The sequence below is a fragment of the Citrobacter sp. wls757 genome (genome assembly GCF_005280935.1).
Lineage (GTDB): Bacteria > Pseudomonadota > Gammaproteobacteria > Enterobacterales > Enterobacteriaceae > Citrobacter > Citrobacter portucalensis.
The window spans coordinates 152909-160530 of the sequence record NZ_SZWU01000076.1; the positions used below are offsets into that span (position 1 = coordinate 152909).

Here is a 7622-nt window from a genome sequence, read left to right on the forward strand (position 1 = left end):
GTATTAGCGTCCTGCTTTTAGCTTCTGATAATACTCTTCGTAGATAGCGCTGGCGGAACCGACATCGTTTTGCCATTCCCCTTTGTTGATGGTTTCCGCGTCAGGGTAGAGCGTTTTGTCGTTCGCGACCTCAGGACTTAACAGCTTGCGTGCTGCCAGGTTCGGCGTCGGGTAACCGATAGTTTCTGCGACTTCTTTCGCGACGTCCGGGCGCAGCAGGAAGTTAATCAGCTTCAGCGCACCTTCTTTGTTTTTCGCGTTAGCCGGAATAGACAGGCTGTCCATCCAGAAAATGCCACCTTCTTTCGGCCATACCACTTCCAACGGTGTGCCCGCCTGACGCGCAACATACGCGGAGCCGTTCCACACCATCCCCAGATTAACTTCGCCTTCCATATACGGGTTGGCCGGGTTGTCAGAGTTAAATGCCGCAACGTTAGGCATCAGCTTCTTCAACTCGTTATAGGCGGCTTCAATCTCTTTAGGATCGGTGGTATTGCCGGAATATCCCAGCTTGCGCAGCGCCATCTGGAACACTTCTCGCGCATCATCCGTTAAAAGCAGACTGCCTTTGTACTCCGGCTTCCACAGATCGGCCCAACTGGTGACGGTTTTCGGATCGATAGCATCGCTGTTGACGCCAATGGCCGTTGCACCCCAGATATACGGGATGGAGTAGTCATTGTTTGGGTCAAACGGCTTGTTGAGCATTTCCGGATCGAGGTTGTGGAAGTTGGTCAACGTCGACTTGTCGATCTTCTGGATCATGCCTTCTTTACGCATTTTATCGACGTAATAGGTGGACGGAACCACCAAATCGTATGCGCCGTCTTTATAGGTTTTGAGCTTGGCGTACATGGTTTCATTCGACTCGTAGGTCGAATAGATAACCTTAATGCCGGTTTCTTTGGTGAACTGTTCCAGCAGACCCGGTGGGACGTATTCAGTCCAGTTATAGAAATAGAGTGTGTTGTTGTCATTCGCGTGAGCGGCGCTCATCCCCAGTGCCAGAGCACCCGCCGCGAGCAGGTGGCGTGACCATTTTTTCATCATTTAACGTCCCCTGAATTAAGGGCCTTAGCGGCCCTTGGTTTTATCACGTGCAATAAGCTGGCTGGCAATCACCATAACCAGCGACAGAACCAACAAAATGGTCGCCAGCGCGTTCACCTCTGGTGATACGCCGACTTTAACCATTGAGTAGATTTTTAATGGCAAAATTTCATAACCCGGTCCGGTGACGAAAGATGAAACAACAACATCATCCATCGACAGCGTAAAACTCAGCAACCAACCCGCAGCCACCGCAGGCATAGCCAGTGGCAGTATTATCTTGCGCAGAATAGTTACTTCGCTGGCACCCAAATCTTTAGCCGCCTCAAGCATGCGGACATCAAAACCTTTCAGGCGAGAGTAAACCGTCACCACCACAAAAGGCAGACAAAAAGTGATATGCGAGAACAGCAGCGACCAGAAGCCCAGTTGAATGCCGATCAGCATAAACAGCACCAGCAGAGATATTGCCATCACAATATCCGGCGACATCATCACCACGAACAGCATGCCACTGACGAACGGTTTACCGCGAAAACGGTAACGGTACAGCGCAACCGCAGTGAGTGAGCCGATCAAGGTGGCAAAGGTGGCGGATAGCACCGCCATCGTCAGCGAGTGCTGCGCCGCCTGCAACAGGCTGTCGTTATTCATCAGCAGGCCGTACCATTTAGTAGTAAAACCCTGCCAGTTGATGCCAAAGCGCGAACTGTTAAAGGAGTTCACAATCAGAATGATGATTGGAATATACAGATACGCGTAGATAGCGGTCATAAAACCGCCGCGAAGCAGTCGACCGATCATTCGAGTTCCACCTTCTTGTTCAGTAAGCGGGAGGCGCGCCAGTAGATCAGCAGCATCAGACCCATCACGATGGTCAGCGTAATGCTGGTGGCTGCACCAAACGGCCAGTCGCGGATGTTCAGGAACTGAACTTTAATTACGTTACCAATCAGCAGGTTTTTCGCGCCGCCCATTAAGTCGGAAACGTAAAACAGCCCCATTGCGGGCAGCATGACCAGCAAACATCCGGCGATAATCCCCGGCATCGTTAACGGAATAATGATGCGGGTGAAGGTCTGAAGCTTACTGGCGCCTAAATCGCGTGCGGCTTCCAGCAGCGGTTTATCGAGCTTTTCAATGCTGGAATAGAGCGGCATCACCATAAACGGCAGCAGGATGTATACCAGCCCGATAATCACCGCGCTGGGAGTAAACATAATGCGAATGGGTGTATCGATAACGCCGAGCCATAACAGAAACTCGTTGAGATAGCCTTTGGTGCTGAGGAAAATTTTGAGTCCGTAGATGCGAATAAGGGAATTGGTCCAGAACGGAACAATCAGCAGGAACAGCAGCAGCGGGCGTACTTTTTCCGGCAGTTTCACCAAAAACCAGGCAAACGGGTAGCCGAGTACCAGACAGGCGAGCGTGGCAATCAGCGCCATATTGAGGGAGTGAACCAGTACCTCAAAATAGAGCGGATCGAGCAGGCGCGTATAGTTCTCCAGCGTAAAGACCATTTTGACGAAATTGGCGTCGTCACGGGTCAAAAAGCTGGTGCCGATGATCATCAGGTTGGGCAGAAAGACAAATAACACAAGCCAACCGACAATGGTGAAGATCACCACACTCTGGAATTTACTTGTGCTCTTCATCAGCCAGTACGACCTCCCAGCTTTCTACCCAGTTAATTGCCATTTTCTGGTCGAGCGAGTGGTCAAAGTCAGGATCGTCTTCGTTGAAGAATTCGCTGACCATCACCATCTTGCCATTTTCCAGTTCTACAACCGACTCCAGCGTCATGCCTTTGTAGTTGCGTTCGCGCACGTAGCCGATCAGGCCTTCGATATGATTATCATCATTGATTTCATCAACGCGCAAATCTTCAGGGCGTAACAGGACGTGCAGCTTTTGTCCGGGAACTACCGCGAAGTTGACATAAATATTGCACTCGCGGCCTTCAACGTTAGCACGAACACGCTGTTCATCCAGACGTTCAATCACCGTGGCGTTAAACATATTGATCTCGCCGATAAACCCGGCGACAAACAGATTCTTTGGCTCTTCGTAGATTTCGCGCGGCGTACCGTCCTGCTCAATCTTACCATCGCGCATCACCACGATGCGGTCGGACATGGTTAGCGCTTCTTCCTGATCGTGTGTGACAAAGACAAAAGTGATACCAAGCTTACGCTGCAGTGCTTTCAGTTCATTCTGCATCTGCTTACGCAGTTTGTAGTCCAGCGCAGAGAGGGATTCATCTAACAAGAGTAAGCGGGGTTTGTTGACCACTGCTCGGGCAATCGCTACGCGCTGCTGCTGTCCGCCGGAAAGTTGATGCGGTTTTCTCTGGGCGAACTCTTCCAGTTGCACCATGCGCAGGGCTTCGGTAACGCGGGGAGAAATGTCGGCTGCGGGCGTTTTTTGCATGCGCAAACCAAAGGCCACATTCTCAAACACAGTCATGTGGGGGAATAGCGCATAGCTTTGGAAGACGGTATTCACGTAGCGATTTTCCGCTGGAACGTGAGTGATGTCCTCGTTGTCCAACAAAATATGACCGGAATCAACCGCTTCCAGACCGGCAATCAGACGAAGAACGGTTGTTTTACCGCAGCCAGAGGGGCCAAGCAGCGTAAGAAACTCGCCATTATTGATGGTCAAATCCAGGCTGGAAATCACCTCTTTGCCATCGAAACTTTTGCGAATTCCCGCTAATTGCACCAGTGGAGAAAGCGAACGCGGTTGTTTATTCAATTTTTTACTCTGTCCCATGTAAACGCAACGGATGGCTGACCGATGCGGGGTTTGTGGTTAACCACCTTGATGACTCTTAATGAGGGCCGTTATTCTACGGCAAACCATTGTAATCGCCAATCCTTGTTGCGAATTACTGACTTAGCCCTATAGTCAGAGGGGATGTCAGGGCGAAATATTCTCACTTGCGGGGATAAAAGTGACCTGACGCAATATTTGTCTTTTGTTGCTTATTGATAATGTTGTCACAAAAAGTGAGGGTGACTGCATGGATAAACTACTTGAGCGTTTTTTACACTACGTGTCGCTGGACACCCAATCAAAATCGGGCGTGCGGCAGGTACCCAGCACCGAAGGACAGTGGAAATTATTGCAACTGCTCAAACAACAGCTCGAAGAGATGGGGCTGGTTAATATTTCACTGAGCGAAAAAGGCACGCTGATGGCAACGTTACCCGCGAACGTTGCTGGTAATATTCCTGCGATCGGCTTTATTTCCCATGTGGATACCTCACCGGATTTCAGCGGTAAAAATGTCAATCCGCAAATCGTTGAAAACTATCGCGGTGGCGATATTGCGTTAGGCATTGGTGATGAAGTTTTATCGCCGGTGATGTTCCCGGTGCTGCATCAACTTCTGGGTCAGACGCTGATCACCACAGACGGTAAAACGTTGCTGGGCGCGGATGATAAAGCAGGCGTGGCGGAAATCATGACCGCGCTGGCTGTGCTTATCCAAAAAGATATTCCGCACGGTGATATCCGCGTAGCCTTTACGCCGGACGAAGAAGTGGGTAAAGGGGCGAAGTATTTTGATGTTGCGGCATTCGATGCGCAGTGGGCCTATACCGTTGACGGTGGTGGCGTAGGTGAGTTGGAATTTGAAAACTTCAACGCCGCGTCGGTTAATATCAAAATTGTTGGCAACAATGTGCATCCCGGCACCGCAAAAGGGGTGATGGTGAATGCGCTGTCGCTGGCGGCGCGTATTCATGCAGAGGTTCCGGCAGATGAAAGCCCGGAAAAGACGGAAGGCTACGAAGGCTTTTATCATCTGGCGAGCATGAAAGGGACGGTCGATCGGGCGGATATGCACTACATTATTCGTGATTTTGACCGTAAGCAGTTTGAAGCGTGTAAACGTAAGATCATGGATATCGCCAAGAAGGTCGGCAAAGGGTTACACCCGGACTGTTATATCGAATTGGTGATTGAAGACAGTTACTACAATATGCGCGAAAAAGTGATTGAGCATCCGCACGTGCTGGATATCGCCCAGCAGGCGATGCGCGATTGTGATATTGAGCCTGTGCTGAAACCGATCCGTGGCGGCACTGACGGCGCACAGCTGTCATTTATGGGATTACCGTGTCCGAATCTGTTCACTGGCGGCTACAACTATCATGGCAAGCATGAGTTTGTAACCCTGGAAGGAATGGAAAAAGCGGTGCAGGTGATTGTGCGTATTGCTGAATTGGCCGCGAAACAAAAATAAAGCATGTGTAGTTGCCGGATGGCGCTTTGCTTATCCGGCCTACAATATTTCACTCCAGTAGGCCTGATAAGACGCATGGCGTCGCATCAGGCACAGTCCGCATTACCCTTCGAAGAACCAGTACCCGCTGTTGACCAGCGCGGCAAGCATGGCAAGGAAAGAAGGATCTTCCAGCGCATCCTCAAAGTTCTCAGCCGTCAGCACAATATGACTGGCCAGCGCTTCCAGCGCAGGACGATGCGGCGAATCAATTTTCTCACCGTTAGCGTAGACGTCATCGCCAATGCGCAATACGCGCAATCCGCCCAGACGCACTAACACATCACCTTGTTTCAGGGCATCATAAATTTCGTCTGGCTGATACGGTGGCTCCGGCGGGGCAATATCCAGCTCATGACGAGACTGAGAAATAAACTCGCCAAACCACTGCTGGAAATGTTCTGGCTGATTAATCAGGCCCAGCATCATTTCGCGCAGCTTGTCCATTTCCTGCGGCAGAACATCTGCCGGATGATCGCGCGGTGGCAGATCAGGATCGCTGTAATAGGTGCTGCCCAGTTCGCGTTGTAAAACGTAATCGGCGAAGCCGCTGATCAGCTCGCGAGTGTTTGGCGCACGGAAGCCAACCGAATAGTTCATCGCGTTTTCTAACGCATAGCCTTCGTGCGGGAATCCCGGTGGAATGTACAGGATATCGCCGGGTTCCAGCTCTTCATCGATGATAGCTTCAAACGGGTCGACCTGAAGGAGATCCGGGTGAGGGCAGTGCTGCTTCAACTGCAGCTTTTCGCCTACGCGCCAGCGACGACGACCGGTTCCCTGAATGATAAATACATCGTACTGATCCAGGTGCGGGCCAACGCCGCCACCGGGTACAGAGAAAGAAATCATCAGATCGTCGATACGCCAGTCCGGTAATTCACGGAACGGGCGCATCAGCGCGGCGGTAGGTTCGTGCCAGTGGTTGACCGCCTGCACCAGCAAAGACCAGTTGTTCTCGCCAAGATGGTCGTAGCTTTCGAAGGGACCGTGGCTAACCTGCCATTTACCATCCTGATGGCTGACGAGTCGGCTGTCGACTTCGCTTTCCATTGCCAGTCCAGCCAGTTCGTCAGGAGAAAGAGGATCAATAAAGTTGTTAAACCCGCGTTTTAAGACCACCGGGCGTTTCTGCCAGTGGCGTTCAAGAAAATCGGGCCAATTAAGTGTGAGTTGGTATTCCATAGTGAGCATCCCGCAGGCTGGTATCTGCAACCGATTATAACGGATACTTAACCTCAAGCGTGAAGTCAGTACATATTTATTACATGCGACGATTACTCGTCTTTCTGGCCCGGCTGCTGGCGGCCAAAAATAACTTCCATGCGCGCACCACCCAGCAGGCTATCACCAGCAATAATCTGCCCGTCATACTGTTCGGTGATTTCTCGCGCCACCGCCAGACCGACGCCTTGTCCTGGACGTAGCGTATCTACGCGCTGTCCGCGGTCAAACACCACTTCCCGTTTGCTTTGCGGAATACCAGGACCATCGTCTTCGACCAGAATATGCAACTGATCCTCAGACAGTTGCGCCGAAATCTCGACAAACTCCAGACAATATTTACAGGCGTTATCCAAGACGTTGCCCAATACCTCGACAAAATCATTCTGTTCGCCCACAAAGCTGATCTCAGGTGAGATATCGAGATTAATGTTGACCCCTTTGCGCTGATATACCTTATTCAGCGCCGAGGTGAGCTTATCCAGCAACGGCGCGACCGGGTGCAGCTCGCGGCTGAGTAGGGCACTGCTGCCACGCATACTGGCGCGATGCAGGTAATAGCCTATCTGTTGGGAAATACGGCTGATTTGTTCCAGCATGATAGGCTCTGCGTCGCTGACGTTCATCTTTTCATTACGCATTGAGCGCAACGTACTTTGCAGTACGGCCAGTGGCGTTTTCAGGCTATGAGTGAGATCGGTTAACGTGGTGCGGTATTTATCGTAGCGCTCACGTTCACTTTTTAAAAGTCGATTGAGATTACGAACCAGGCTGGTCAATTCGCGTGTGGTAGCGGGGTTTAGCATCTCACGATGATGTTCCTCAAGCTCACGGACTTCGCGGGCCAGCGATTCAATCGGCCGCAGGCTCCACCAGGCGGCCACCCATAACAGCGGAATGACCAGCAACAGATTGGCGACCAGCACATAAATAAACCAACTCCAGACCATATAAGAGCGCTTCAGCTCTATAGGAATGGTATCGACAACTACAATGGTCAGTTGCGGCATTCTGGCAGTGGCGGGGTAGACGTTCACCGCCACGGAGTGGG

The 7622-nt window shown here is 51.3% G+C and carries 7 protein-coding genes; 1 reads left to right on the forward strand and 6 read right to left on the reverse strand.

Translation table 11 applies throughout. The annotated features are described in order from the left end of the window. Window positions 1-3: 3 nt before the first annotated feature. Genes potD through potA form a run of 4 tightly spaced genes read right to left on the reverse strand, consistent with a single transcriptional unit; the run spans window position 4 to window position 3831 of the window. A complete protein-coding gene (potD, locus tag FDW94_RS21215; protein WP_003030797.1) occupies window positions 4-1050 on the reverse strand; it encodes a spermidine/putrescine ABC transporter substrate-binding protein PotD in 1047 nt (348 codons plus the stop codon). 27 nt (window positions 1051-1077) lie between these two features. Next, entirely contained in the window at window positions 1078-1857 is a 780-nt protein-coding gene (gene potC, locus FDW94_RS21220) for a spermidine/putrescine ABC transporter permease PotC (protein ID WP_003030794.1), read from the reverse strand. Further along, complete coding sequence (gene potB / locus FDW94_RS21225; protein ID WP_032943032.1) at window positions 1854-2711, reverse strand: spermidine/putrescine ABC transporter permease PotB; 858 nt, start codon at window positions 2709-2711, stop codon at window positions 1854-1856. The genes potC and potB overlap by 4 nt, the downstream gene beginning before the upstream one ends. Next, window positions 2695-3831 (reverse strand): spermidine/putrescine ABC transporter ATP-binding protein PotA, encoded by a 1137-nt coding sequence (potA, locus tag FDW94_RS21230; RefSeq protein WP_137378215.1) that lies wholly within the window; start codon window positions 3829-3831, stop codon window positions 2695-2697. The genes potB and potA overlap by 17 nt, the downstream gene beginning before the upstream one ends. Before the next feature lie 250 nt (window positions 3832-4081). Between potA and pepT the strand changes: the two genes are divergently transcribed. Then, complete coding sequence (gene pepT, locus FDW94_RS21235) at window positions 4082-5308, forward strand: peptidase T (RefSeq protein ID WP_137378216.1); 1227 nt, start codon at window positions 4082-4084, stop codon at window positions 5306-5308. Between the two features lie 102 nt (window positions 5309-5410). On the opposite strand, the gene roxA is transcribed toward pepT, so the two are convergent. Next, window positions 5411-6532, reverse strand: coding sequence for a [50S ribosomal protein L16]-arginine 3-hydroxylase (roxA, locus tag FDW94_RS21240; protein WP_003030786.1), 1122 nt, complete (start codon window positions 6530-6532; stop codon window positions 5411-5413). Between the two features lie 92 nt (window positions 6533-6624). Next, a partial coding sequence (gene phoQ, locus FDW94_RS21245) for a two-component system sensor histidine kinase PhoQ (protein WP_249358660.1) occupies window positions 6625-7622 on the reverse strand: 998 nt, incomplete at its 5' end.